We start from the raw sequence: 22,945 nt of genomic DNA on the forward strand, positions 1-22,945 counted from the left end.
GGACAGCTTCGCCGAATCGCTGAAGTACGCGAGGGTACCGGCGGTGGGCGCTGCAGCTGCCCCGGCGAGCACGAGAGGCACCAGCGCTACAGCCGCGACGCGGGAAGTGCGCGAGCTGACCGGACGACGCCCACCGGCTTCGGCCCCTGAGTCGCCCACGGCTTGCCTCGCGAGGTCCGCGGGCGATTGATCGCCGGGCGCCCCGCCGCCCGTGCGAGGCTCATCGCTGCGACGGCGCACGCCGAACACGAGGCACGCGGCAAGCAGGCCCGCGCCGACAGCCATGCCCCACGGCGATGCCACCCCCTGCAGCACGTATCCCGCCCCGTTCACATGGCCGACGACCAGATCCACCGTGTCCAGGGTGTAAGCGTGCGCGTCCGGAGTGTTGTTGGCATCGCCTTTGAGTCGAAAAGTCGGGCCGGCATCGTCGGTGACCGTCGAAACGACGCGGTGAGTCACCCGGACGCCCTCGTCGGTGACGACGCTCACGATGTCGCCCACGCGGATGTCATCGGCCGGTACGGTGCGGGCGAACCCGACCGCGCCCGCCTCGATAGCCGGTGACATCGAGCCGCTGAGGAAGACGAGCGGATGCAGCCCCAGCGCCCACAGGCCGAGAGTCCAGAGCACGCAGACCACGCCCGCGATCGCGCCTGTGGACAGGGTGACCGTGCGCATCACGTCGCGCCAACGCCACGCGGTCACGGCGCACCGTCCTGCGTACCGCGAAAGACGAGCACCGCGGTGCCCTTCGCGCCCAGCAGCGCGGTGTTGTTGGAGGTTGTCAGATCGCCGTTGAGTGCCATCAGGACGCAATACGTCTTGGACTGCCCCACGTTCAGTCGCTGCTTGGTCGTGACGATCGGCGTCGGGGCGGTGGGCGTCGTGCCGAGGGTGCGCCATCCGGTCAGCGGTATCCCGCCCGCGCAGCTGGCCTGCCGCCACGTCGCGCCCGTCACGCCCGTCCACGGCGTTCCACCGGTCACAGTTCCGCCCTCCCAGAACTCGAAATTCAGATACGGGCCGAGGGTGCCCTGCACATAACCGTCGACGCGCAGATCCAGTGGCATGGTGCTCGCACCTCCGTTTGTCGCCGTGATCGTGAGCGCCACGAACTCCCCCGGCAGCATCTCGTCGATCTTCCATGACGTCTCGACATGCGTGCCGTCGACGTTCGTCACCGTCGAGAGGTGCCCGTTGACGACAACGTCGAGCTGGCCGGCGCGGATCGACCCCGCCTGCACCGAGCCCCCCGTGGTCCACTGTGCCAGTGTGCCGACGCTGCCCAAGCCCAACGCGATGCCGCACGCCAGGACGGCACGGATGACATCGACGCGACGACGTCGCATCCGAGACTGACGCTCAGCGCTCATCGGCGGCATCCTCTCGACTGCGGCGGCGACGCGCCGCGAGCACGATTCCCAGGCCCACGGCGGTAACACCGACGACGGCGGAGCTGAGGTCAAACGAGCCACCGGTGACCGGCAGGTTCGGCGTCGAGCCGCCGCCATTCGAGCCGCCGTCCGGAACCGTCTCGGTGAGCGTCACGCGCAACTGCAGATCGAGCGGCAGCGACTGGGACACGTTGGCAGACTCCTTGAAGAAGCGGACCCGCACATCGACCGGATAGCTGCCGCCGGCCGGGATGGACTCGGAGCTGAGTCGCTGCGTCCCCGTCACCGTCGTCGGCACCCATTCGCCCCCTGCGATGCGCACGTCGATGCTCAGGTCCCCGGTGGTGATCAGTTCTTCGACACGCGACGCGACCAGATCGACATCCGTGCGGATCCCGTCTGCGGTCTGGTTGCGCACGTAGAAGCGCGCGGTGCGCACATCGCCGGGCACCCAGCGGATCGCCGCATCGAACAGCGGTTGAGGCAGCGTCGAACCCCACGTCACCCCGTCGGCGCTGAGCCCGATCTCGCCGGCTGCGCGAGCGGGCGCGGCGATTGCGAGCACCAGCGCCACGGCGACGGCCGTCGCGCTCAGCACGGCGCGTATGCGCCGTCTCGTTGTCGCGTTCATGATCGCATCCATCTCGAGGTCCACGTTGCCGGACCCGCCACAGCGGCGGCTCCGGCCCGCGACCAACGGAGTCAAGGGCTTTCTCATTCAGTGTCTAGGGAATGGTCTTTTGGATCGGTCGTCTGATCACGCTCATCACCGACGGCCTGTTCGGCAGGTTTCGCCCCGGCGCGACGCCGTCGCTCCCGCCACGCTCCTGTGAACATCCAGGCCGCGTAGCCGATCAGTCCGACCGCGATCGCGGTGACCAACCAACTGCGCTGCGATCCGGTCAGCGCGGTGCTGATGTAGCCGAGGTACGGGATGGAATACCACACCTCGCCGCGGACCTGCACCGGCATCCGGGGTTCTGCGTCGGGCACATCGTTGGCGTCGCCTTTCGTAATGAACTGCGTCTGACTGTCCGCACGGTGCTGAATCTCCACGATCCGGTGGGTGACCACCGTCTCTTCTCCCGATTCCAGCTGCACCGTCACCACATCGCCGACCGACAGGTCGTCGGTGTCGTCGACGGGCCGCACCACCACGAGGGTCCCGGGCGGATAGGCCGGCTGCATCGAACCGGTGAGGATCGTATACGGCGTCGCTCCCGCGATCCGCGGGATCAGCACTGCCACGACGATCACCGTCACCGCCGCGAGGATCACGATCCACGCGGCGGTGCGCCCGACGAAGCTGGCGACGGTGCGCATGGTGCGCGGGGCGTTTACGGGTTCGGGTTCAGCTGCGTCAGGGTCACCGTCAGCGCGTCGAACGCCGCCACCCAGTCCTGGGTGTCGTTGCCGTTGACGACCGGCGTTCCGGTCTGATCGGTGCCGTACGGGAACGTCACCGTGAACTTCGCCGTCAGCGTGTCACCGTCGGAGGAGTCATCGATCTGGATGCCGGCGGTTCCGGTGTCCACGTCGGTGATGGCCGAGCCTGCGACCGTGTACGCCACCGCGGCAGTGGCGCTCTCGCTGGTCGCTCCGGCCGCGCTGGTCGCGCTCAGAGACACCGACGACGGCGACGTCAGGGTGGCCTTGAGGTTGTCACCGGTGGCAGAGATCGTGAACGTGCACGACTTGGTGACGACATCGCCGGGAACCCACAGACTCACGGCGGTGCCGGCGCTGGCGTGACCGGCGGCGTAGACCCAGTTCGCGTCGCACGAGCCAGCGACGAGCTTGAGGTCACCGGCGGTGATGGACCCGCCGTCGACGTTGGCACTGGCGGTCCAGTACGCGAGCGAGGTGCCCCCGCCTAGCAACAGCACGGCGGCGGCTACGGACGCCAAGGCGCCCTTTGTTGATTTTTTCATGACACTCCAGGGGGGCGAGCGGTGGACCCGGGGCGCACCCCGGGTGTCATCGCCCGGTTTCGGGTCCGGACGACTATAAAGACTATATAGCTATGAACCGATAAAGTAAACCCCACGGCGCGGAAGTTCAGATGAACAGCAACACGGTCGACCCGGCGAATGCGAGCGCACCCATCACCGCGCAGACCAGTGTCGCCCACGCCGCGATTCGCACGCCCGGGGCACGTCGCGTGAACCGTACGCGGTGACGCTGTCCGTATCGGTACCACACGGTGGCCGTGTCGCGGCCGGACAACCGGCCGGCATCCTCCCCCGATACCTGCGCATTGTTCGCCTCGCCGTGCAAGTCGAACCACCGCACCCACGTTCCGTCGGGCTCGTGATCGACGACGGCGTCGGCGGGCAGCCAGGTGCCGTCGGCCACCCACAGGACCACTGCACACACCCCGCACAGCACCGCACCGCAGACACCCAGCCAGGTGAAGAGCTCAAGGATCGCATCGAGCGCCGTATCCATCGGGCGAACTCCCCGGCTCTGGGTTGAAGAGCCCTCGATCAGGATTGAACTGATGACCCCTTCATTACGAGTGAAGTGCTCTACCACTGAGCTACGAGGGCGCGATTGACAAGCTTAGCGCACCGCCGAGACGCCCCCGCATGCCCGGTCAGCGTTCCCTCAGACCGCCCGGGCAGACTGGCGGTCGTGAGCGCGCCCAGCCCAACACGGCGCCGCAGATGGCCGTGGATCGTTGTCTTCTCCGTCTTCGGGGTGCTCGTCGCCGGGGCCGGCCTCGGCGCCGCCTATCTGTGGAGCCTTGCGGCGGCGTACGCGGACAACGTCACGACCCTGCCGGAGGGCGACGTGTTCCCCGACGGATCCACTCGGCCCACACAAGACCCCGCACACACCGAAGCGACCAATATCCTGCTGCTCGGTTCCGACGAGCGCGGTCAGACCAGCGTCGACGACCCCGCCGAGATCGGCGACCGTCGCGCGGACACCATCATGATGGTGCACATCCCCGCCGACCGCGACAAGGTGCAGGTGATGTCGATCATGCGCGACAACTGGGTGAGCATTCCCGGCCACGGCGAGCACAAGATCAACGCGGCGCTGGCACTCGGCGGCATCCCGCTGCTGGTCGAAACGGTCGAGAGCATCGTCGACGTGCCGATCGACCACGTCGCGATCATCGACTTCGAGGGATTCCGCGGGCTCACCGATGCCCTCGGCGGGGTGACCGTCGACAACGCGCAGGCCTTCGACGCCCGGGGTCATACCTTCCCCGCCGGCGCAATCACGCTGGACGGCGACGACGCACTCGTGTACGTGCGGGAGCGGTACGCGTTCCCGGACGGCGACTATCAACGCGTGCGCAACCAGCAGGCGTACGTCCGCGCCGTCCTGGCGCGACTGCTCGACCGGGCCACGCTGACCGACCCCGGCCGGATCCACGACACCCTCGGCGCGATCGCACCGTATCTGACCGTCGATGAGGGCCTGGATGCGGCGACGATCGCCGGCATAGCCGTCACGCTGCGCGATATGCGCGCCGACGACGTGCACTTCTTCACGGCACCGACGCTCGGCACCGCCATGATCGGCGACCAATCGGTCGTCCTCCCGGACACTGACGCGTTGACCGAGGTGGCCGAGGCCCTACGCACTGACACCGTCGACGACTACCTGCGCCGACAAGACCCGTAGCCGGCGCTACCGGCTGCGACCGTACGCGCTCGGCCAGGCGGGGAAGGGATCGGCGAAACGCGCCCACGCCTCGGCTCCCGCCGCCAGCTCCCGGTCGGTGAGGACAGCCTCGTCCAACGCCGCAACGAGCCCCGCTCGGTCGAGGTCGAGGCCGATGAGCGCGATGTCCTGACCCACGGCGAGCAGTTCCTCCTCGGCACTGAGCCCTGCGTCGTACGCGCGCGGCGTCACCGAAATCACCCGGCCGACGTGGTCCCACTGCGCCACCACCTGCGGCCGGGTCGCGAGCCGGCAGAACCCCGCGGAGCGCACGAGCGTGCCGAATTCGCCCACCTCGACGCGCAGATCCAGCGCCCGCTTGAGCCGTCCGGGATGGAACGGACGCACCTGTTCGTAGCGGAACGCCGACACGCGCGGATCGGTCATCACAGGATCGAGCTCACCGTTGAGAACGGCCAGCCATCCGGCCCGATCCTGCTCCGAGGTATAGGCGTGCACGTCACCCGGGTAGGTCGACTCGGTGCTGCGTAGACGCAGGCGAGCCCTCGGGCTGAGGTGGCTCAACAATGCCATCAGGGTCGTCAACTCGGTCTTCGGCAATCCCGACCAGTTGACCAGCACGATCGCCGACGCGTACTCGATCTGTGCGACCGACAACAGTGCGCGCGGCGCGAGCGGTGCGGCAAGCCCACTGCCGGCGTCACGCAGCGGGATGTCGTCGTCGCGACGCAGGTCGGCGAGGATGTGCACGGCGTCCACGACGCAGACCACGCCGCTCAACCGCGTGCGATCGGAGCGTTCGGCGAACGTGCCGATCAGTTCGGTCGCAGGGATCTCGTCCGGGACCTCGATCACCGCGCCGGCGTCTTCATCCATCCACGACGCGAGCACAGCTGCTTCCTCGACGGGATCGGGTGAGCCGCTCAGCAGCGATGCGGGCAGCAGCTGGCGGCCCAACTCATGCGCCACGAGCGCGGCATGGCGCCTCCGCTCCGGCCCGCACGTTCCGATGACGGCCACGACGTCCACGGCACTCATTGGTTCTCCCTATCAACCCGGCGACCCGTTTCATGCTAATGATAACGTTTCTCAGAAAGGGGCTGATGAGAGCCCGACACGGCCTCATCGCTCACGACCCAGTCGGCGTCCAGATGATCGGCCGCCGTGGGCGTCGCTAGGTCGTCAACAGGCAGAGCCCGCTGCTCACACGTCGGTAGGGGGAGCACCCGTCAGCCACACGTAAGCCCATCCTCGGGTGCGGTGCCGTCGATCAGGTAGTCGTTCACGGCGGAATCAACACAGCGGTTGCCCTTGTTGAATCCGGTGTGCCCTTCCCCTTCGCGGGTGATCAGCACGCCCGACGTGAGTTGATCAGCCAGGGAGACCGACCATTCGTAAGGGGTGGCGGGGTCGTTGGTCGTCCCGACCACGACGATCGGCGCGGCGCCGGCGGCCGTGATCGCGCCGCGCGTCCCCGTCGGCGGTGCGGGCCACGACTCGCACACATCAACCCCCGCCCAATACGGCGCGATCGTGGGGGCTTCGGTCGCGATAAGCTCATTCGCCGCCGCCTCGGCGTCCGGGTCGTCCTCGGCGGGGTAATCCACGCAGTTGTAGGCCGTAAACGCCTCGAGCGAGTTGTCGCGGTAGGTGCCGTCGGCGTCGCGCGAATAGTACGAATCGGCGAGCAGGAACGCTATCGAGGCGTCCCCTTCCAGCACCCCACTCAAGGCCATCGTGAGGTAGGGCCAGCTCTCCTGCGAGTACAGCGCGGTCACGATGGCAGTCATGAGCGAGTCCGCACCGAGCCTGCGGCCGTCGGCGTTGGGCAGCGGATCGGCGTCGGCGCGTTCCAGCAACACGCCCAGGTCGTTCATGGCATCGTCCAGTGCGCCTCGGAACGGACAGTCCGTGGCCTCCAGGCAGTCCGCCATGTAGGCGCGCAACGCGGACTCGAACCCGAGCGCCTGGGTCGTTCCCACGGCGAGCCCGGACACCGACGGATCGATCGCGCCGTCGAGCACGAGGCGCCCCACCCGTTCCGGGAACAGGTCCGCGTACGTGGCGCCGAGGAACGTCCCGTACGAGTACCCCAGGTAGTACAGCTCGGAGTCACCGAGCACCGCCCGCAGCAGATCGAGGTCCCGGGCGGCGTTCACCGTCGTGATGAACGGAAGAATGCCGTCGCTGTTCGCCTCGCACGCGTGTGCGAACTCGGCGTTGCGCGTCGTCAGCTCGGCTTCCCAGGCATCCGTTCCGCGCGCCGCCGCCGGGATATCGAACAGGAACGCATCGGTGTCGGCCGCGTCGAGGCACGACACCGACGTCGACCGCCCGACACCGCGCGGGTCGAACCCGATCACGTCGAAGGCCTCCAGGAGCGGTTCGGTCACCGCGAAGGAGGATGTCTGCGCGATCAGGTCGAACCCGCTCGCGCCGGGCCCGCCCGGGTTGGTCAGCAGCGAACCGACCGGTTCGGCCGCGTCGGCCTGCCGTCGCACGACCGCCAGCTCGATCTCGCCCGCGGTCGGCTCATCCCAGGACAGCGGGGCCGTCACCGTCGTGCAGTCGTAGACACCGCTTCCAGTGCCCGCACACGGTTCCCACGAGAGCGTCTGGCCGTAGTACGGGAGCAGGTTCTCGGGCACCCCGTCGGTCACGGGGGGCTTTGCCGGTCGCGCGTCGGGGATCATCAGCGCGACACATCCGCTGAGCGCGAGGGAGACCGCGGCCGCCGCGGCGACCACCCCCACGATGCGTGCCGGTCGAGCAGGTCGAGTTCGTGTCATGGGGTCCGTCCGCTTGCCACAGTGATCAACAGGCTTTCCAACGCGAGCGTGGGTGCCGCGTTCTGTTCCAGGTTCTCCCTCGTCGCCGAGATGCGGTCGAGCACCGTCAGCGTGCGCGCGGGCGTCCAGTCCCGCGCCAGCACATCCAGCTCGGCGGTGAGCTCCCGGTTGATGAGGTCGGCACCGCGGCCGTACTGCAGCATCAGTACGTCGCGGTAGAGGGATTCCAGGTCGGTCAGGACGCGGTCGATACCGTCGCGCAGGCTCCGCGTGGCGCGACGCTTCTGCTCGTCCTCGAGCGCCGAGAGCTGGCTGCGCAGGGCCGGAGGCACCGCGGCCCCCGAGGCCACGCCCAGCGTCGCCAGGAGCGATTCGCGCTCGTACTGGTCGCGTTCGGCCGTCAAGGCCTTCGCATCCTCGGTCGCCAGGCTCACGATGTGCGCGGCCACCTCGACGGCCGCGTTGACCCCGTGCACACCGAGGACGGCCCGCAGCGTCGAGGCGCGGCGCTCGCGGGAGGCGGGATCGGTCGCGAGCCGCTGGGCCATGCCGATGTGGCGCTGCGCGTGCCGCGCGGACTGCTCCGCCACCTGCGGATCCACGCCGGTGCGCTGCACGATGAGGCCCGCCACGTCGTCGATCTCTGGTTCGCGCAGTCGCAGTGTGCGCACGCGGGAGCGGATCGTGGGCAGCAGGTCGGCCTCGCTGGGGGCGCACAGCACCCACACCGTCCGCTCGGGCGGCTCTTCGAGTGCTTTGAGGAGCACATTGCTGGTGCGCTCGACCATGCGGTCGGCGTCTTCGACCACGACCACGCGGTAGCGGCCGAGCGACGGGCTGAAGTAGGCGCGTTCGACGAGCGCGCGCGCATCCTTGATCGAGATGATCACGCCCTCGGTGCGCAGCGTCGTCAGGTCGGGGTGCGTGCCGGCGAGCACCTGGCGCATCGCGGCGAGGTCGTCCGGCTCGGCGATCAGAGCGGCGGCGAAGGCGGCCGCGAGCGTGGATCGCCCCGACCCGGGGGGGCCCGTGATCAGCCAGGCGTGCGAGAGGTGCGCCGGGTCGGCGGCGGCCCGCTGCAGCTGCGCCACCGCTGCGGGCTGGCCCCACACATCCGCCCAGGGCAGCGACGGGGCGACGAGGTGCATTCGTCCAGCCTACGTCCCGTCGCCGACAACTCCCCCACCCACCCGCGAAACAGCACGGGCGCTATCGAGACCGCGCGTAATCCGAGCGGTCTCGATAGCGTCGCTGCGGTCTCGCGGGCCGGTGTCACCGGCTCAGCAGCGGGGCGATCCGGGCGCGGACGCGGTCGGCGAGGGCGTCGGGGGGCAGCAGGGCATCGAGCACGAGGAAGCGCTCTGGCTCGGCGGCGGCCAGCGCGAGGTAGCTCGTCCGCACCCGGCCGTGGAAGGCCGCCTGCTCCGACTCGAGCCGGTCGAACGGTTTGTCGGCGGCGTCGAGCCGGCCCCGCGCGACGTCGGGATCGAGGTCGAGCAGCACCGTCACCTCGGGCAGCACCCCCGCGGATGCCCACAGCGACAGCTCCCGGATCTCACCGGCATCCAACACACGGCCCGCGCCCTGATAGGCGACCGACGAATCGAGATAGCGGTCCTGGATGACGACGTCTCCGCGGGCCAGCGCGGGCCGCACGACCGTCTCGACGTGGTGGGCGCGGTCGGCGGCGTACAGCAGCGCCTCGGCGCGCGGCGCGATGTCGCCGCGATGATGCAGCACGATGTTGCGGATGAGGGTGCCGACCTCGGTGCCGCCCGGTTCGCGGGTGTGGACGACCGCGCGGCCCTCATCACGGAGCCACTGCTCCAGCAGTGCGGACTGTGTGGACTTGCCCGACCCGTCGCCGCCCTCGAACGTGACCCACAGCCCTGCGGTCACTTCTTGGCCGCGGGTTTGCGCGCCGTACGACGGGTGGTCGTGCGCTTCTTCACGGGTCCCTTGGCCCGCTTGTCGGCGATCAGCTGCACCGCCCGCGCGAAGTCGACGTCCTCGACGTTCTCGCCGCGCGGGATGGTGGCGTTGGTCTCCCCGTCGGTGACGTACGGACCGAACCGGCCGTCCTTCAGTTTGATGGGTTTGCCGCTGACCGGGTCGGCGTCGAACTCCTTTAGCGCGGCGGAGGCGCCGCGCGCACCGTACTTGGGCTGCTTGTACACCTCGAGCGCCTCCTCGAGGGTGATGTCGAACAGCTGCTGCTCACTCTGCAGCGTGCGCGAATCGGTGCCCTTCTTCAGGTACGGTCCGTAGCGGCCGTTCTGCGCGGTGATCTCGGTGTCGGTCTCCGGGTCGACGCCGACCACGCGCGGCAGCGACAGCAGCTGCAGCGCCTGGTCCAGATCCACGGTGTCCACGCTCATCGTCTTGAACAGCGACGCCGTGCGTGGCTTGGGCGCGGCGGCCTTCTTCTTGGTCGTCTTCTTCGCGGCGGTCACCTCGCCGGTGGCCGGATCGACCTGCTCCGGCTCGGGTTCGAGCTCTTGGATGTAGGGGCCGAACCGGCCGTCTTTGACGACGATCGTCTTCCCGGTGTCGGGGTGGGTCCCGAGCACGCGGTCGCCGGCCACGGGCGCGTCGATGAGCTCCTGTGCCTTGGCGGCCGTCAGCTCATCGGGGGCAAGCTCGTCGGGCACGTTGACGATCCTCGACGTGCCCTCACCCGTCGGCACGTCCAGGTAGGGACCGTACTTGCCGAATCGGAGGGTGGCGACCTCGCCGATCGGAGTCGCGTTGAGTTCACGCGCGTCGATCTCGCCGAGGTTGTCGACGATGTGACGCAGGCCGACGTGGTTCTCCGAGCCGAAGTAGAACTCGTTCAACCACTCGACGCGGCGTTGCTCCCCGCGGGCGATGGCGTCGAGGTCGTCTTCCAGCGCCGCGGTGAAGTCATAGTCCACCAGGTCGGAGAAGTGGCGTTCCAGCAGCCGCACGATGCTGAAGGCCAGCCAGCTCGGCACGAGCGCCTGGCCCCGCTTGGTGACATAGCCGCGGTCGAGGATCACGTCGATGATGCTGGCGAACGTCGAGGGGCGCCCGATGCCCTTCTCCTCCAGCGCCTTCACCAGCGACGCCTCGGTGTAGCGGGGCTTGGGCGTCGTGGCGTGCCCCTTCGGTTCGATGTCGCGCAGGCGCAGTTCGTCGCCCACCGCGAGCGCGGGCAGCGACTGGTCGTTGGTGGTATCGGCGTCGCGGCGGCTCGCGTCGCGACCCTCCTCGTACGCCTCCAGGAACCCCTTGAAGGTGTAGACGGTGCCGGATGCCGTGAACGCCGCGGTCTTGCCGTCGGCATCCACCTCGAGGGTGACGGTCGTCGTCTCGTACGTCGCGTCGGACATCTGGCTGGCGACGGTGCGCTTCCAGATGAGGTCGTAGAGGCGCTGCTCGTCGCGATCCAGGCCGGAAGCGACCGAACCGGGGGTGCGGAAGTCGTCGCCGGACGGGCGGATGGCCTCGTGCGCCTCCTGCGCGTTCTTGCTCTTGTTGCGGTAGCTGCGCGGGTTCGGCGGAACCGCCTTGTCGCCGTAGAGGGCCACCGCCTGGGAGCGCGCCGCCGAGACCGCCTGTGTCGACAGCGCGGTCGAGTCGGTGCGCATATAGGTGATGTAGCCCTTCTCGTACAGGCGCTGCGCCACGCTCATGGCGTGCTTGGCGCTCATCGAGAGCTTGCGGCCGGCCTCCTGCTGCATGGTGGAGGTCGTGAAGGGTGGTTTGGGGCTGCGAGTGCCGGGCTTGGCCTCGACCGAGACGACCGAGGCGGTACCGGTCTTTTCGATCGCCGCAGCCAGCGCGCGCGCCTGCGGCTCGGAGAGGACGACGACGGCCTTGTTCAACTGGCCGGCGTCGTCGAAGTCGGTGCCGCGGGCCAGCGGCGCGCCGTCGAGGCGGGCAAGACGGGTCGCGAACGCGTCCGTGCCGTGGGCCGCGACGGCGTCGATGCCCCAGTACGAGGCGGAGACGAATGCCATCCGCTCGCGCTCGCGGTCGTCTACCAGACGCGTGGGCGCCGCTTGCACCCGGCCGGCCGAGGTGCCCTGGCCGACTTTGCGGCGAGTAACGTCCGACACATCCCATCCGTACAGGCGGTCGAGGATGCGACGGGTCTCCTGCGCGTCGACGAGCGCGTGGTCGAGCTCGCGGGTGTTCTCGACGGCGGCGCGGATGGCGTCCTTGGTGATCTCGTGGAACACCATGCGCTTGACCGGGACCTTGGGCTTGAGCGCTTCGAGCAGGTGCCACGCGATGGCTTCGCCCTCGCGGTCTTCATCGGTGGCCAGCAGCAGTTCGTCGGCACCCTTCAGTGCACGTTTGAGCTCGGCGACGGTCTTCTTGCCGCGGTCGCTCTCCACATAGAGCGGGGTGAAGTCGTTCTCGATGTCGATCGAGTACTTGCCGACCGAGGTCTTCTTCAACTCGGCGGGGATGTCCTGCTTGCTCGCCAGGTCTCGGATGTGCCCGACCGAGCTCAACACCTCGTATCCGTCTCCCAGATATCCCTGGATCGACTTCATTTTCGTCGGCGACTCGACGATCACGAGCTTCTTGCCGTCTGCCACGCGGGGTCCTTTCTTCGAAGCACACCATACACACCAGCACCACCGGAGGATGCTGGGAGTGTTCCGCGCGGGCGGCCCGCTCAGGCCAGGGGGAGGTTTTTCACGTACTGACGAGACGGGATCACGACGACTCCGTCAGTGGTGTCGGCGGCGTAGTCGACAGGGCCGTCGTCGCGCCACCCGGCCTGTTCCACGATGGCGCGGGCACGCGTGTTGCCGGGGACGATGGCCAGTCGCGCGTGGGGGTGACCGCCGCGCGCGATGGACTGTTCGGCGTGCCGCAGCAGCGCCCGGCCGATGCCGATGCCGCGGACTGCCGCGAGCACGTAGAGCTGCTCGATCCGATCACCGTCGATGACGACGAATCCGTGGACGAGGTCACCGCTCTCGTCCTCGGCGACGCGGGTGCGCGGCAGGCAGTTGAAGACCCGCGGCACGAAGTCGGCGGCGGCGCGGCGGTGACGCGACAGATCATCCGGGACGTTGCCGTCGTGTCCGTCGTGCCAGCCCGTCTGCCAGATCAAGGCGATCTGAGCGGCGTCGTCACGGAGCGCGTGGCGGACGAGCATCCGCCGCGTGATGGAACGGTCCACGAGCGCCCCCTCCGACGTCATCGCATCACACTACTCTTCAGACCCGCTCCGCGGGAGGCGCCACGCGCCGCCGGAGCTGTGCGCCGAGCGCTGCCGCGCGGCGAGTGCGCGCCACGCCCGGCCTGCCCCGTCAGGCCGGCGCTGCACCCGTGATTCCGAAGAGCCGGGGACCCGCCCTCCCTGCGAGGGCCCCCTCCATTCGGTCCCGTCGCTGTGTGAGTCGTCGGTTTCGATGGGTACCGTGCCGGCCGTACCCGGCTGGGGTAGGGAGCCGAGCAAGCCTCAGGACCTCCCACTTTCAGGCGCAGGACCGGCCATCTCCGACCAAACCGCCCGGGTCAGGCCCCGGAGGGGGCACGCGAGGTCGTCGAGCGGGTACGCCGCCTCGCGAGTGGGCCGAGTCAGCGCGGCGGGCCGGCGCGGGCCCTGCCGGTCACGGTGACCGCGCCGACGCGCATCGCCACGGTCACCGTGGCCTCCACGCCGTCCACGTCGCAACCGGTGAGCACCGCGCCGCCCGCCCGGGCGAGATCGTCGGCCCGCGCACAGGGCACCCCGGGCACCCGGCCTGCCGCGGTGTCGGCTGCCGCGAGCGCCGCCGCATCGGCGACCCCGGCCACCCGCACCGTCGCGACCGAGACCGCCCCCGCCGCCGCATACCCGGTCGCGATCACCGCCCCGACCGCGAGCACCCCCACCGCCAGCACACTCCCCGCCATCAGGGTCCCTCCCCCAGCGCACACGAGCGCGCCACCAGCGGCGGCATCGGCAACGGGCCCGGCGCATCCGCCGATGTCGTCACGCACACGAGGTCGCCCGACGCCGACACCACCGCGGTGGCAGACCCGGTCAGTGCCGCCACCACCTCCGGCACCCGCTCCGCCTCGCCCCGCGCCGCCACCCGCGCGCCCTGCGCCGCGGCCTGCTCCAACCGCACCTGCGCACCGCCGACACCCAGCGCCGACACCGCGAGCACGATGACCAGCAGCACCGCCGGCAGCGCGACCGCGAGCTCGGCGGTCACCGAGCCGCGGTCGTCGCCGGCACTCACGGCACGCTCAGCGCGCGACGGATCAGATCGGTCAGAATCCCCCGCACCTCATCGCTGCGCATGATGATCACCAGCAACCCGGCGAACGCCACCGCGGCCATCGTCGCGATCGCGTACTCCGCGGTAGCCGCTCCGCTGTCGTCGGTGAACAGGGCCGCAGCGCGGCGCCGGGTCAGGCGGGGTAGTTCGTGCATCGTCATGGTGTTGTCCTCCTCGGTTCGTGGGCACGTTTCTTGTTCTTGTGGGCACAGCTCGGAAGGCACGGGAAAGCGCGCCGGATGCCGTCACAGCGGCACCGGGGTCGACGTCAGCACCGACAGCATCATCGGGCCGACACCAAGCGCGAGAAACGCGGGCAGGGTGCACACTCCGAGCGGCAGCAGCAGCCTGCTCGACAGCGCCGCCGCCCGCAGGCGACCCTCGGTCCGCGCGTCCTGACGGGCCGCCTGCGACTGGGCGCGCAGCAATTCCACGGCGGGCGCACCGGCCGACGCCGACAGTGCGAGCACCCGGCGCGACGGTTCGTCCACGTCGTCGCCGCCCGCCTCGCCCAGCACGTACGTCGCGCGGTCGATCGACACCCCGCCCGACAGCGCGATCGCCAACAGTTCACTGGTGAGCCCGGGCACGACCTCCGCCGGTTGCGCAGCCGCCACCAGGCGCCTCGTCCACCGGTGCGCGGCGAGCATGAGGAACGCCCCGATCACCAGGCAGGCGATGCCGAGCGGATGCGTGAGGGTGTGAGCGATGTCGAACCCGAGCGCCACCGCCAGCGCGACGGCGACCACCGGCAGCCAGGCCACCAGCCGCGCCGTTGCCGCGGGCTCCGCCAGTGCGACACGCACATCGTCGCGCGCCTCATCCGCATCGCGTTGCGCCGCGGCGATCGCCCGCAGGCTCGGCGCGAGCGGCGCCCCGACGATCTCGGCAATCCGCCAGGCGGTCGCCACCTGACGCCACCCGCCGCCGCGCGCGGCGAGCACGTCGGTGGCGCTGCCGCCGGCGGTGACCGCCCGGTCGACGTCGTCGGCCACGCGGTCGCCGGTGCCGGCGAGGTGGTGCCACGCGCGCACCGGCGCCACCCCCGCTTCGAGCATGACCGCGAGGCCTCGCACCGTGCCTGCGACGTCCTCGTGCGTTCCCTCCGGCACCCGGAGGGAACGCCGCGGCCGGGGCACGCGCCGGCGGCGCGCGCGCGGAGCCGCGTCGTACGCCGCCCGACCCGAGACCTCGCCCGGCGTCACGTCAGCACCTCCACGTCGAGGCGGCCGCCGGAGACGACCGGGCGCGCGATCGCGGTGACCCGCCGCCCGACGGGGGTGCGCGCGATGTGCACGATGGCCCCGATCGCGCTCGCCACCTGCCGGGCGACGGCCCGTTCGTCCCATCCGGCGAGCGCGCCGAGGGCTTCGAGTCGCGCCGGCACGTCGCACACCCCGCTGGCGTGCACGGTGCCCGCGCCGCCGTCGTGTCCGGTGTTCAGCGCGGTGAGCAGCTCGCGCACCTCTTCCCCTCGGCACTCGCCCACTACCAGCCGGTCGGGCCGCATCCGGAGTGCTTCGCGCACCAGCCGGGCCAGCGGAATCTCGCCCGATCCCTCCAGGTTCGCCTGCCGCGCCTCCAGCGAGACGTGGTGCGGATGATCCACCCGCAGTTCGGCGACGTCTTCGATCGTGACGATGCGTTCGGATGCTGGCGACCGCGACAGCAGTGCGCCCAGCAGCGTCGTCTTGCCCGCGCCCGTGGCCCCGCTGACCAGCACGTTCTCGCGACCGCTCACGAGTGCGTCGAGCCGGTCTCGCAGCGCTCCGTCGAACGTGGCGCGCTGCTGCAGGTCGTCCAGCGTCAGCACCTCCGGCGACGGCAGCCGGATCGAGATCGCCGCGCCCGAGCGGGCCACCGGCGGCAGCACGGCGTGGACGCGCGCGCCGCCCTGCCACCGCACGTCCGCGCACGGCGTCGCGTCGTCCAGGTGGCGCCCGCCGACGCCGATGAGCGCGACCGCCAGGGCCCGCACCCGCTCGGCGTCGGCCCGCCACTGCGGATCGCGTTCGAGACCGTTACCGCGATCGACGAACAGTCCGTCCGCCCCGTTGACGAACACGTCGGTCACTTCGGCATCGGACAGGTGAGCGCGCAACGGCTGCAGCGCGGGATGATCGGGCAGCGGCCGGCGAGGAGTCTGTTCTCGCCGCGGCCGCTGCCCGTCACGGGGACGGACCACGAACGACTCGGACATATCCCGACGCTAAGCACCCCAGGGTCCGCGCGGCGCGTCAGAACGGCGATCGGTGGACAGTCGGGTGTACGACCGGGCCGGGGAGGAGAAGGCGGCGCCCCACTCGGGGGGTATAGGACGCCGCCTTCTGCGGCCACTCCGTGTAGGGGGGTGGAGGTGCCGCGTGCCAAGCTGCGATGTTGGCTGATACCCAGCATACGAGGGCTTGGGAGCGCGCCCAACCGAAAACAACATGCATATCGATATACCGTGTTTCAGTTCGGCAACCGGTGCATCCTTTCGGCGGTAGTACGCTGTCAACCCACCCCGATACTGTGACCGAGACCAGTCGGCCCCCGGAAAACACACCGCGCGCAAAGGAGCGTCCATGAGCAGCGAGATCGACCACCTCCTCACCGAGAACCGCCGGTTCGCTCCCTCCCCCGAATTCGCCGCCGCCGCCCTCGCGGACGCGTCGCTCTACGCCGAAGCCGCCGCCGACCGCGAGCAGTTCTGGGCCGACAAGGCGCGCGATCTGCACTGGCACACCCCGTTCACCGAGGTGCTGGACTGGTCGACGCCACCGTTCGCGAAGTGGTTCGCCGACGGTGAGCTCAACGTCGCCTACAACTGCCTCGACCGACACCTCGAAGCCGGCAACGGCGATCGCGTCGCGCTGCTGTGGGAGGGCGAACCCGGCGACGAGCGCCGCATCACCTACGCCGAACTCACCGACGAGGTCAAACGGCTCGCCAACGTGCTGACCGAGCTCGGCGTCGAGCCCGGCGACCGCGTCGCGATCTATCTGCCGATGATCCCCGAGGCGATCGCGAGCATGCTCGCCGTCGTCCGCATCGGAGCCATCCACTCCGTCGTGTTCGGCGGCTTCTCCGCGGACAGCCTGCGCTCGCGGATCGATGACGCTGGAGCCAAGGTCGTCATCACCGCCGACGGCGGCTACCGCAAAGGAAAGGTCTCGCCCCTGAAGACGGCGGTCGACCAGGCCCTCGGCGACCGCGGCACCGGCGTCCAGGAGAGCGTGGAACACGTGCTCGTGGTGCGCCGCGGCGAGAACGAGGTGGCCTGGACCGAGTGCCGCGACCTTTGGTGGCACGACGTGGTGCCGCAGGCATCCGCCGACCACGAGGCCCGCCCGTTCCCCGCCGAGAACCCGCTGTTCATCCTGTACACCTCGGGCACGACCGGCAAGCCCAAGGGCATCCTGCACACGTCGGGCGGCTTCCTCACCCAGGCGGCGTTCACGAACAAGATCGTCCACGACCTGCATCCGGAATCGGACGTGTTCTGGTGCACCGCCGACGTCGGCTGGATCACAGGGCACACCTACGTCACCTACGGACCGCTCGCCAACGGCGCCACCCAGGTGCTCTACGAGGGCACCCCGGACAGCCCGCACGCGGGCCGCTGGTGGGAGGTCGTCGAGAAGTACGGCGTCACCGTGCTCTACACCGCCCCCACCGCGATCCGGTCGTTCATGAAGCAGGGGCGCGCCATCCCACGGAAGTTCGACCTGTCCTCGCTGCGGTTGCTGGGCTCGGTGGGCGAGCCGATCAACCCGGAGGCCTGGATCTGGTACCGCGAGATCATCGGCGCTGGCGTCGCGCCCATCGTGGACACGTGGTGGCAGACCGAGACCGGCGCGATCATGGTGTCGGCGCTGCCGGGCGTCACCGAGACCAAGCCCGGCTCGGCGCAGGTGCCGCTGCCGGGCATCGGCCTCGACGTCGTCGACGAGGAGGGCGCGCACGTCGGCAACGGCAACGGTGGTCTGCTGGTCGTCACCGAGCCCTGGCCGAGCATGCTGCGTGGCATCTGGGGCGACCCGGAGCGATTCGTGGAGACCTATTGGGAGAAGTTCCAGGATCAGGGGTACTACTTCGCCGGCGACGGCGCCCGGCTGGACGAAGACGGCGACGTGTGGTTCCTCGGGCGGGTCGACGACGTCATGAACGTATCGGGGCACCGGTTGTCCACGACCGAGATCGAATCGGCGCTGGTGGCTCACGAGGCCACGGCCGAGGCCGCCGTCGTGGGTGCCGCAGACGAGACCACCGGCCAGGCGGTCGTCGCGTTCGTGATCCTGAAGCAGAGCTACCTCGACGCGCATACCCCCGAGGGACTCGTAGACCAGCTGCGCCGCTGGGTCGGCGAACAGATCGGCCCGATCGCGCGCCCCCGCGACGTCTACATCGTCGGCGAACTCCCGAAGACCCGATCGGGCAAGATCATGCGGCGGCTGCTGCGCGACGTCGCCGAGGGGCGCGAAGTGGGTGACACCACGACCCTGGCCGACACGTCGGTCATGAACACCATCGGCCGACAGGTGAAGTAGCGCTCACGCCAGCGCGAAGACGAACTCGACCTCGACCGGGGAATCGAGCGGGAGCACCGACACGCCCACCGCGGAACGGGCGTGCCGGCCCGCGTCGCCGAAGATCTCCCCCAGCACCTCGCTCGCCCCGTTGATCACGCCGGGCTGCCCGGTGAACTCGGGCGCCGAGGCGACGAAGCCGACGACCTTGACGACGCCGGCGAGCCTGTCGACACCGCCGGAGGCGGCCGCCGCCGCCGCGAGGGCGTTCAGCGCGCACTGCCGGGCCAAGGCGGTCGCGTCGGCCGCCGGCACCAGTGCGTGCCCGTCACCGACCTTGCCGGTCGCCAGCAGTGCACCGGCCACCATCGGCAACTGCCCGGCGGTGTAGACGAGGTCGCCGTGAACGACGGCCGGCACATAGGCGGCCAGCGGCGGCACGACATCCGGCAGGTCGATGCCGAGGTCGGCGAGGCGCTGCGAAACGCTCATCACGCCTCCTCGAACTGCTGCGCGGCCTGGGCGGCGGCACGCAGGCCGGCGTTGTTGTCGGCACCACCGCCGACCGGGCGCTTGAAGTACCCGACCAGCCCTCCCTCGGGACCGGGGACGACCTGCACCAGCTCCCAGCCCTGCGCCCCCCAGTTGTTCAAGATGGCGGCGGTGTTGTGGATCAGGAGCGGGGTCGTCATGTACTCCCAGCGGGTCATCGCGGTTCCTTCGTCGTGTGTCCATCGTCTGTCGCGGCATGCGGGGGCGCACCAGGCTTCGCCCAGACATCTCCCCTACGATCAACCCTATGCCCCACAAGAAACGTACAGCCAGCGGTGTGGTCGGGGGCCTGCTCGGTCTCACCGCGCTGAGCGCTATTGCCGGCGTCCTCGTCACCGCCACGGTCACCCCCGCCCTTGCCGTATCCGGATACGCCGCCTCCAGCGCCATCACGCTGTTCGACAAGATGCCGAGCTACCTCGAGATCGATCGGCTCATGCTGCCGACCGAGATCTACGCGAAGGATGCCGACGACGAGTACGTCATGCTGACCGAGTTCTACGACCAGAACCGCATCCCGGTCACCTTCGACGAGGTCGCCCCGGTCATGTTCGACGCGATCCTCTCCAGTGAGGACAAGAACTTCTACACGCACGGCGGCGTGGACCTGCTCGGCACGCTGGGCGCCCTGGCCGAAGGCGCTGGCCGCGGCGGGTCGTCCATCACCCAGCAGTACGTCAAGAACGTGCGGCAGCAGAGCTGTGAGTTCCAGGCCCGAAACGACGACGAGGTGGAAGCCTGCTACAAGCAGACCACGGTGTCGGAAGGGTCGGAGGGCTACAAGCGCAAGCTTCAGGAGATGCGCTACGCCATCCAGTTGGAGAAGGAATACTCCAAGGACGAGATCCTCATCGGATACCTGAACATCGCCTCCTTCGGTGGCAGCGTGTACGGCATCGGCGCGGCGTCGGAGTACTACTTCAACAAGAAGGCCGCCGATCTCACGATCGCCGAGGCCGCCACCATTGCGGGCATGGTGCAAGAGCCCAACGGCTTCCGCATCGACCAGCCCGACAGCGAGACCAACGGCGCCGAGAACGGGTACGCCCTCACGCAGACCCGCCGCGACTACGTGCTGTACCGCATGCTCGACGACGGCAAGATCACCCGGGACGAGTACGACGAGGCGAAAGCCTCGACCATCACCCCCACCATCACGCCCCGGTCGCAGGGATGCGACGAGGCCAAGGGCGCGGAGTTCTTCTGCGACTACGTCACCTCGATCATCCGCAACGACCCCGCCTTCGGTGACACCGATCTCGACCGTGCGGCGGCCCTGCGCCGCGGCGGGCTGAAGGTCTACACGACCCTCGACTACGACCTGCAGGCCACCGCCAACGAGGCGATCTCGGTCGTGCCGGCCAGTGTCAGCTACATGAACCTGGGCTCGTCGGGCGTGCAGGTCGAGGTGGGCACCGGCCGCGTGCTGTCGATGGTGCAGAACCGCCCGTACGACGCTTCCGGCGGCGATGGGAAATCCACCACCGCCGTGAACTACAACGTGCGCGCCGCCAACGGCGGCGGCATCGGCCACCCCGCCGGATCGACCTACAAGGTCTTCAGCCTGGTGAACTGGCTGAAACAGGGACACTCGGTCAACGAGTACGTCAACGGGCGGGTCGGCCCCAAGGTCGTCGACTCGTGCGATGGCGCGACCATCGAGGTGATGACCTCCAACAGCGGTATCACCGGCCAGGTCGGCAACTTCCAGAACAACCCCGGATACGCCGGCACGGTGTACCGCTTCACGAAGGACTCGCTCAACTCCGGGTTCATCTCGATGGCTTCCACCATCTCGATCTGCTCGACCAATCGCACCGCGATGGAGATGGGGGTCATGCGCGGCGACGGCACGAAGCTCGACAACCTGAACGTGGGGTACGACGTACTCGGCTCAGCCAACGTGGCACCGATCGACATGGCTGCGGCCTACGCCTCCATCGCCGCCGGCGGCATGCTGTGCGAGCCGAAGGCGATCGACAAGGTCACCGACTCGCACGGCGAGAACCGCCCCATCCCCGACACCGAGTGCAAACGGGTCATGACCGAAGCCGTCGCCAACACCGCCGCCTACACCCTGGTGGGTGTCATGAGCGGCACCGGTGTGGGCGCGCGCACCAACGACGGCACGCCGATCTTCGGCAAGACCGGGATCCACGAGTACGAGCACACCTGGATGGACGGATCCTCCACCGAGGTCGCCACCGTGGTGTGGGTGGGCAACGTCGAAGGCTTCACCAAGCTGAACCGCTACTACGAGAGCGGCTACCAGCTCTCCCGCATCCGCAACTCGATCTGGCCGACCATGCAGCGCGCGGCCAACGCCAAGTACGGCGGTGAGGCCTTCCCGACCGCCGACGACAACCTCATCCGCCGCACCTACGTCGACATGCCGAATGTGATCGGAATGTCCACCGACAACGCCCAGAACACGTTGCGCGACGCCCACTTCGTCGTGAACGTCGGTGCGCCGGTCGACTCGGCCGAGCCCGCCGGCACGATCGTGCAGCAGGACCCGGGTGCCGGTCGCGTCCCGGCCGGCACGGCCGTCACGATCCGGCCGAGCAACGGCCAAGGCGTCACGATGCCCGCCGTCAGCGGCAGTCCGGACGAGGCGATCCGGCAGCTGCAAGGCATGGGGTTCACCAACCTCTCGCTGCAGTGTTCGCAGCAGGACGACGCGCCCGCCGACGGCGTAGTCACCGGAACGGATCCATCCGCCGGAGCGGCGGTCACCAAAGACTCCGCGATCACGCTGCAGGTGCAGTCCTCGAACTGTCGCGGCGCGGGCAACCGGCCGTGACCGGCCCCCGCACGCGACCCGCGACGGCCCAGGTGAGCCCCTGGGCCGTCGCGGCGCTCGGCGCCGCCGGCGCGGCAACGGCGGCGGCGGTCTGGGGCATCGGCATCGAGCGCCACCTGTTCACGGTGCGCCGCCGTGAGGTGGCGGTGCTCCCGAGCGGTTCCGCGCCGTTGCGGGTGCTGCACCTCGCCGACGCACACATGGCCCCGTGGCAGCACCGCAAAGCCCGTTGGATCGCTCGTCTGGCCGAGCGCGAGCAGCCCGACCTCGTCATCAACACCGGAGACAACCTCGGCCACACCGACGCGCTGGCGGCGCTGCGGCGCGCGTTCGAACCGCTGCGGGGAGTGCCCGGCCTGTTCGTCCACGGATCGAACGATGTGATCGCGCCCAAGGTACGAAACCCCTTCGGCTATCTGGCCGGCCCCTCCCAGCGTCACCGCGAGCCGGCGACGCTGGACACCGAAGCGATGGATGCCTGGTTCACCGACCAACTCGGCTGGACCGCGCTCAACAACACGGCGGCACGATTGACCGTCTGCGGCATTCGGCTGGATGCGTTCGGCGTCGACGACGCGCACAACGGCTGGGACGAGCTCGAAGCCATCCCCGACGCCATCGCCGGTCTCCGCCCCCGGCGCGCCACCCCCGACCTGACGCTCGGTGTCACCCATGCGCCCTACCGCCGGGTCCTGGACCGGTTCGCCGAGCTAGGCGCCGACATGGTCTTCGCCGGACACACCCACGGCGGGCAGGTGCGCGTGCCATTCTCGCCATCCGCGCTCGTGGCCAACTGCGACGTCCCGCTGGACCAGGCGCGAGGCCTGAGCAGCTGGTCCGCCGGTGACCGTACCATCGCGCTCAACGTGAGCGCGGGGCTGGGTCACTCGATCTTCGCGCCGGTGCGCTTCGGGTGCGTGCCGGAAGCTTCGATCCTCACGCTCAGGCCCGCGCCCGAGCCCGTCGGCGATTCGGCAACTCGACGGTGACGGGGTAGACT

The 22,945-nt window shown here is 69.5% G+C and carries 23 protein-coding genes and 1 tRNA gene; 4 read left to right on the forward strand and 20 right to left on the reverse strand.

Going from position 1 to position 22,945, the window contains the following annotated elements; translation table 11 throughout:
- The 7 genes from ACK5KK_RS13530 to ACK5KK_RS13560 form a co-directional block, all read right to left on the reverse strand.
- Window positions 1-708 (reverse strand): signal peptidase I (locus ACK5KK_RS13530; RefSeq protein ID WP_416890610.1); only part of this gene is annotated, 708 nt, incomplete at its 3' end.
- Complete coding sequence (locus ACK5KK_RS13535) at window positions 705-1,376, reverse strand: hypothetical protein (RefSeq protein ID WP_416890611.1); 672 nt, start codon at window positions 1,374-1,376, stop codon at window positions 705-707. The genes ACK5KK_RS13530 and ACK5KK_RS13535, both read right to left, overlap by 4 nt.
- Entirely contained in the window at window positions 1,366-2,115 is a 750-nt protein-coding gene (locus ACK5KK_RS13540; protein ID WP_416890612.1) for an LPXTG cell wall anchor domain-containing protein, read from the reverse strand. Before ACK5KK_RS13540 ends, ACK5KK_RS13535 begins: the two co-directional genes overlap by 11 nt.
- Window positions 2,112-2,720 (reverse strand): signal peptidase I, encoded by a 609-nt coding sequence (locus ACK5KK_RS13545; protein WP_416890613.1) that lies wholly within the window; start codon window positions 2,718-2,720, stop codon window positions 2,112-2,114. The genes ACK5KK_RS13540 and ACK5KK_RS13545 overlap by 4 nt, the downstream gene beginning before the upstream one ends.
- Before the next feature lie 14 nt (window positions 2,721-2,734).
- Window positions 2,735-3,328, reverse strand: coding sequence for an alternate-type signal peptide domain-containing protein (locus ACK5KK_RS13550; protein ID WP_416890614.1), 594 nt, complete (start codon window positions 3,326-3,328; stop codon window positions 2,735-2,737).
- Between the two features lie 127 nt (window positions 3,329-3,455).
- Window positions 3,456-3,845 carry a hypothetical protein gene (locus tag ACK5KK_RS13555; protein ID WP_416890615.1) on the reverse strand — a complete coding sequence of 130 codons (390 nt, stop codon included), beginning with the start codon at window positions 3,843-3,845 and terminating at the stop codon, window positions 3,456-3,458.
- Window positions 3,846-3,874: 29 nt separating this feature from the next.
- Window positions 3,875-3,946, reverse strand: a tRNA-Thr gene (locus ACK5KK_RS13560).
- Between the two features lie 85 nt (window positions 3,947-4,031).
- On the opposite strand from ACK5KK_RS13560, the gene ACK5KK_RS13565 reads away from it, so the two are divergent.
- Window positions 4,032-5,036, forward strand: a complete 1,005-nt coding sequence (locus ACK5KK_RS13565) for an LCP family protein (protein ID WP_416890616.1) — start codon at window positions 4,032-4,034, stop codon at window positions 5,034-5,036.
- Window positions 5,037-5,042: 6 nt separating this feature from the next.
- Here the strand turns inward: ACK5KK_RS13565 and ACK5KK_RS13570 are convergent, their stop codons facing one another.
- The 11 genes from ACK5KK_RS13570 to ACK5KK_RS13620 form a co-directional block, all read right to left on the reverse strand.
- On the reverse strand, window positions 5,043-6,074 hold the full coding sequence (locus tag ACK5KK_RS13570) for a GTP-binding protein (protein ID WP_416890617.1): 1,032 nt from the start codon (window positions 6,072-6,074) through the stop codon (window positions 5,043-5,045).
- Window positions 6,075-6,265: 191 nt separating this feature from the next.
- Window positions 6,266-7,825 carry an alpha/beta hydrolase gene (locus ACK5KK_RS13575; protein ID WP_416890618.1) on the reverse strand — a complete coding sequence of 520 codons (1,560 nt, stop codon included), beginning with the start codon at window positions 7,823-7,825 and terminating at the stop codon, window positions 6,266-6,268.
- A complete protein-coding gene (locus tag ACK5KK_RS13580) occupies window positions 7,822-8,973 on the reverse strand; it encodes a DNA polymerase III subunit delta' (RefSeq protein WP_416890619.1) in 1,152 nt (383 codons plus the stop codon). Before ACK5KK_RS13580 ends, ACK5KK_RS13575 begins: the two co-directional genes overlap by 4 nt.
- Before the next feature lie 124 nt (window positions 8,974-9,097).
- Window positions 9,098-9,724 carry a dTMP kinase gene (gene tmk, locus ACK5KK_RS13585; protein ID WP_416890620.1) on the reverse strand — a complete coding sequence of 209 codons (627 nt, stop codon included), beginning with the start codon at window positions 9,722-9,724 and terminating at the stop codon, window positions 9,098-9,100.
- A complete protein-coding gene (gene topA / locus ACK5KK_RS13590; RefSeq protein WP_416890621.1) occupies window positions 9,721-12,396 on the reverse strand; it encodes a type I DNA topoisomerase in 2,676 nt (891 codons plus the stop codon). The genes tmk and topA overlap by 4 nt, the downstream gene beginning before the upstream one ends.
- Before the next feature lie 80 nt (window positions 12,397-12,476).
- Window positions 12,477-13,010 carry a GNAT family N-acetyltransferase gene (locus tag ACK5KK_RS13595; protein WP_416890622.1) on the reverse strand — a complete coding sequence of 178 codons (534 nt, stop codon included), beginning with the start codon at window positions 13,008-13,010 and terminating at the stop codon, window positions 12,477-12,479.
- Between the two features lie 380 nt (window positions 13,011-13,390).
- Window positions 13,391-13,708: an Rv3654c family TadE-like protein gene (locus ACK5KK_RS13600; protein WP_416890623.1), complete on the reverse strand. Its 318-nt coding sequence runs from the start codon at window positions 13,706-13,708 to the stop codon at window positions 13,391-13,393.
- The gene (locus ACK5KK_RS13605; protein WP_416890624.1) at window positions 13,708-14,040 is read right to left on the reverse strand and encodes a TadE family type IV pilus minor pilin; all 333 of its coding nucleotides are present in this window, start codon (window positions 14,038-14,040) and stop codon (window positions 13,708-13,710) included. The genes ACK5KK_RS13600 and ACK5KK_RS13605 overlap by 1 nt, the downstream gene beginning before the upstream one ends.
- Window positions 14,037-14,240: a DUF4244 domain-containing protein gene (locus ACK5KK_RS13610; RefSeq protein ID WP_416890625.1), complete on the reverse strand. Its 204-nt coding sequence runs from the start codon at window positions 14,238-14,240 to the stop codon at window positions 14,037-14,039. The genes ACK5KK_RS13605 and ACK5KK_RS13610 overlap by 4 nt, the downstream gene beginning before the upstream one ends.
- An 84-nt stretch (window positions 14,241-14,324) precedes the next feature.
- Window positions 14,325-15,284 (reverse strand): type II secretion system F family protein, encoded by a 960-nt coding sequence (locus tag ACK5KK_RS13615; RefSeq protein ID WP_416890626.1) that lies wholly within the window; start codon window positions 15,282-15,284, stop codon window positions 14,325-14,327.
- Window positions 15,281-16,279: a TadA family conjugal transfer-associated ATPase gene (locus ACK5KK_RS13620; RefSeq protein ID WP_416890627.1), complete on the reverse strand. Its 999-nt coding sequence runs from the start codon at window positions 16,277-16,279 to the stop codon at window positions 15,281-15,283. Before ACK5KK_RS13620 ends, ACK5KK_RS13615 begins: the two co-directional genes overlap by 4 nt.
- A gap of 367 nt (window positions 16,280-16,646) precedes the next feature.
- Here ACK5KK_RS13620 and acs point away from each other — a divergent pair, with 367 nt between their 5' ends.
- Window positions 16,647-18,611 (forward strand): acetate--CoA ligase, encoded by a 1,965-nt coding sequence (acs, locus tag ACK5KK_RS13625; protein WP_416890628.1) that lies wholly within the window; start codon window positions 16,647-16,649, stop codon window positions 18,609-18,611.
- Window positions 18,612-18,614: 3 nt separating this feature from the next.
- Here acs and ACK5KK_RS13630 read toward each other — a convergent pair whose 3' ends face one another.
- Together ACK5KK_RS13630 and ACK5KK_RS13635 are read right to left on the reverse strand one after the other, a co-directional pair.
- The gene (locus ACK5KK_RS13630; protein ID WP_416890629.1) at window positions 18,615-19,082 is read right to left on the reverse strand and encodes a RidA family protein; all 468 of its coding nucleotides are present in this window, start codon (window positions 19,080-19,082) and stop codon (window positions 18,615-18,617) included.
- The gene (locus tag ACK5KK_RS13635) at window positions 19,082-19,300 is read right to left on the reverse strand and encodes a hypothetical protein (RefSeq protein ID WP_416890630.1); all 219 of its coding nucleotides are present in this window, start codon (window positions 19,298-19,300) and stop codon (window positions 19,082-19,084) included. The genes ACK5KK_RS13630 and ACK5KK_RS13635 overlap by 1 nt, the downstream gene beginning before the upstream one ends.
- 89 nt (window positions 19,301-19,389) lie before the next feature.
- Here ACK5KK_RS13635 and ACK5KK_RS13640 point away from each other — a divergent pair, with 89 nt between their 5' ends.
- Window positions 19,390-21,945: a transglycosylase domain-containing protein gene (locus ACK5KK_RS13640; RefSeq protein ID WP_416890631.1), complete on the forward strand. Its 2,556-nt coding sequence runs from the start codon at window positions 19,390-19,392 to the stop codon at window positions 21,943-21,945.
- Window positions 21,942-22,934 carry a metallophosphoesterase gene (locus ACK5KK_RS13645; RefSeq protein ID WP_416890632.1) on the forward strand — a complete coding sequence of 331 codons (993 nt, stop codon included), beginning with the start codon at window positions 21,942-21,944 and terminating at the stop codon, window positions 22,932-22,934. Before ACK5KK_RS13640 ends, ACK5KK_RS13645 begins: the two co-directional genes overlap by 4 nt.
- Window positions 22,935-22,945 lie beyond the last annotated feature (11 nt).

This window comes from Microbacterium sp. (assembly GCF_047972865.1).
Taxonomy (GTDB): Bacteria; Actinomycetota; Actinomycetes; order Actinomycetales; family Microbacteriaceae; genus Microbacterium.

Bases quoted from the DNA above. Each gene is read 5' to 3' on its own strand.
- ACK5KK_RS13535 (WP_416890611.1), bottom strand. From the start codon at position 1,376: ATGAGCGCTGAGCGTCAGTCTCGGATGCGACGTCGTCGCGTCGATGTC.
- ACK5KK_RS13540 (WP_416890612.1), bottom strand. From the start codon at position 2,115: ATGAGAAAGCCCTTGACTCCGTTGGTCGCGGGCCGGAGCCGCCGCTGT.
- ACK5KK_RS13545 (WP_416890613.1), bottom strand. From the start codon at position 2,720: ATGCGCACCGTCGCCAGCTTCGTCGGGCGCACCGCCGCGTGGATCGTG.
- ACK5KK_RS13550 (WP_416890614.1), bottom strand. From the start codon at position 3,328: ATGAAAAAATCAACAAAGGGCGCCTTGGCGTCCGTAGCCGCCGCCGTG.
- ACK5KK_RS13555 (WP_416890615.1), bottom strand. From the start codon at position 3,845: ATGGATACGGCGCTCGATGCGATCCTTGAGCTCTTCACCTGGCTGGGT.
- ACK5KK_RS13570 (WP_416890617.1), bottom strand. From the start codon at position 6,074: ATGAGTGCCGTGGACGTCGTGGCCGTCATCGGAACGTGCGGGCCGGAG.
- ACK5KK_RS13575 (WP_416890618.1), bottom strand. From the start codon at position 7,825: ATGACACGAACTCGACCTGCTCGACCGGCACGCATCGTGGGGGTGGTC.
- ACK5KK_RS13580 (WP_416890619.1), bottom strand. From the start codon at position 8,973: ATGCACCTCGTCGCCCCGTCGCTGCCCTGGGCGGATGTGTGGGGCCAG.
- ACK5KK_RS13595 (WP_416890622.1), bottom strand. From the start codon at position 13,010: ATGACGTCGGAGGGGGCGCTCGTGGACCGTTCCATCACGCGGCGGATG.
- ACK5KK_RS13600 (WP_416890623.1), bottom strand. From the start codon at position 13,708: ATGGCGGGGAGTGTGCTGGCGGTGGGGGTGCTCGCGGTCGGGGCGGTG.
- ACK5KK_RS13610 (WP_416890625.1), bottom strand. From the start codon at position 14,240: ATGACGATGCACGAACTACCCCGCCTGACCCGGCGCCGCGCTGCGGCC.
- ACK5KK_RS13620 (WP_416890627.1), bottom strand. From the start codon at position 16,279: ATGTCCGAGTCGTTCGTGGTCCGTCCCCGTGACGGGCAGCGGCCGCGG.
- acs (WP_416890628.1), top strand. From the start codon at position 16,647: ATGAGCAGCGAGATCGACCACCTCCTCACCGAGAACCGCCGGTTCGCT.
- ACK5KK_RS13630 (WP_416890629.1), bottom strand. From the start codon at position 19,082: ATGAGCGTTTCGCAGCGCCTCGCCGACCTCGGCATCGACCTGCCGGAT.
- ACK5KK_RS13635 (WP_416890630.1), bottom strand. From the start codon at position 19,300: ATGACCCGCTGGGAGTACATGACGACCCCGCTCCTGATCCACAACACC.
- ACK5KK_RS13640 (WP_416890631.1), top strand. From the start codon at position 19,390: ATGCCCCACAAGAAACGTACAGCCAGCGGTGTGGTCGGGGGCCTGCTC.